This window comes from Lysinibacillus sp. BSL11, from assembly GCF_052928325.1.
Genome location: NZ_JAVGCX010000043.1, coordinates 1 through 1,396 on the forward strand (window position 1 = coordinate 1; position 1,396 = coordinate 1,396).

The window sequence follows — 1,396 nt, forward strand, 5'->3', positions numbered from 1 at the left end:
GGCTGTTAGTATAAAAAATGGACACGAACTTAAGAGAGACTTATGATGAAGGAACAAAAAGGACGTGTCGAAAATGGAAAAGCAAACAAGAAAAAGATTATCGCAAGAAACCAAAGATTATATTGTGAAAATGATTCTAGAAGACGGTATCAAAATTCGTGAAATGGCACGGAAATTTGAAATTGGTGAATCCACTATTCAACGATGGTTAAAGGCTGTTCGTGACGAAAAAAAACAGGAAGCAACTGGCTCAAAATTTATTACCACAAAAGAACATGAAAAAATGCAAGCCCAATATGAAAAAGAGCTGCGTGCGTTAAAGGAAGAGAACGCCATATTAAAAAAGGCGATGCACATCTTCGCGAAAAACCCCGAGTAATTTATGCATTTATTCAAGATCACGGAGAGGAGTTCTCCATTGCGAAGATGTGCAACGTGTTAAAGGTATCCAAAAGCGGTTATTATGCTTGGTTGAAGCGAGCAAAAGCGCCGTTGACAGAAAAGCAAAGGCAAGACAAAGTGCTGGCTCAAACAATTTTCCAAGCTTTTGTGAAGAATCTCGGTGTATATGGGAGTCCTCGCATTCATGCAGAATTACAAGCCCGTCAGTATCACGTTTCACAAAAGAAGGTCGCGAATATGATGCGAGAATTAGGGCTTAAAGCAACACCACCGAAAGTAAAATTTACAAAGAAGAAGCAGGCGACACCGCACGCTTCTTACGAAAATATAGTGGCAAGCCAGTTTAAGGTTGGTCAAATAAATCAAGTATGGGTCGCAGATATTACGTATATTCGAACAGAAGAAGGCTGGTTGTATTTGGCGACATTAATGGATATCGGCTCACGAAAAATCGTGGGTTGGGCCATGGCGGATCATATGGAAACTTCATTGATTAAAGAAGCGTTAAAGCATGCGTTAAGTGTTCGTAAACCAGCAAAAGGTTGGATTCATCATTCAGATCAAGGTTCACAGTACACGAGTCAAGACTATACCCAGTTACTGGAGAAGGAAGCTGCTCAAATTAGTATGAGTCACAAAGGCAGACCTGGCGATAATGCGTGCATGGAAGCGTTTCATTCGACCATCAAAAAAGAGTGTATTTACCGACAGTCAATCGAGACAATTCAAGAGGGAAAAAAGTTGGTAGAACACTATATTGTGTACTTTTATAACGAGCGAAGAAGACACTCTAGCTTAGGCTATCTGTCGCCGAACCAATATGAGAGACAGCTGCTTCAAACAACAGCATAAACGCTCTCTTAAAACTTCTCACAAGGTCTTTCATGGGGAATGGTTACGCTAGAAACCATTCTCCATGAAAGAGCAGAGCAACCGAAGGGCGGTAGCCAAAAACCTCTCTTATTTTAGTGTCCGTTTTATTGACAGAAGTACC

General features: G+C 40.8%; 2 protein-coding genes. Both read left to right on the forward strand.

What is annotated here, in order from left to right:
* The first annotated feature begins 73 nt into the window (after positions 1–73).
* Positions 74–379, forward strand: coding sequence for a transposase (locus RCJ95_RS23730; RefSeq protein ID WP_320940019.1), 306 nt, complete (start codon positions 74–76; stop codon positions 377–379).
* Positions 380–390: 11 nt separating this feature from the next.
* Positions 391–1,254: an IS3 family transposase gene (locus tag RCJ95_RS23735; protein ID WP_369578585.1), complete on the forward strand. Its 864-nt coding sequence runs from the start codon at positions 391–393 to the stop codon at positions 1,252–1,254.
* The last annotated feature ends 142 nt before the right edge of the window (positions 1,255–1,396 follow it).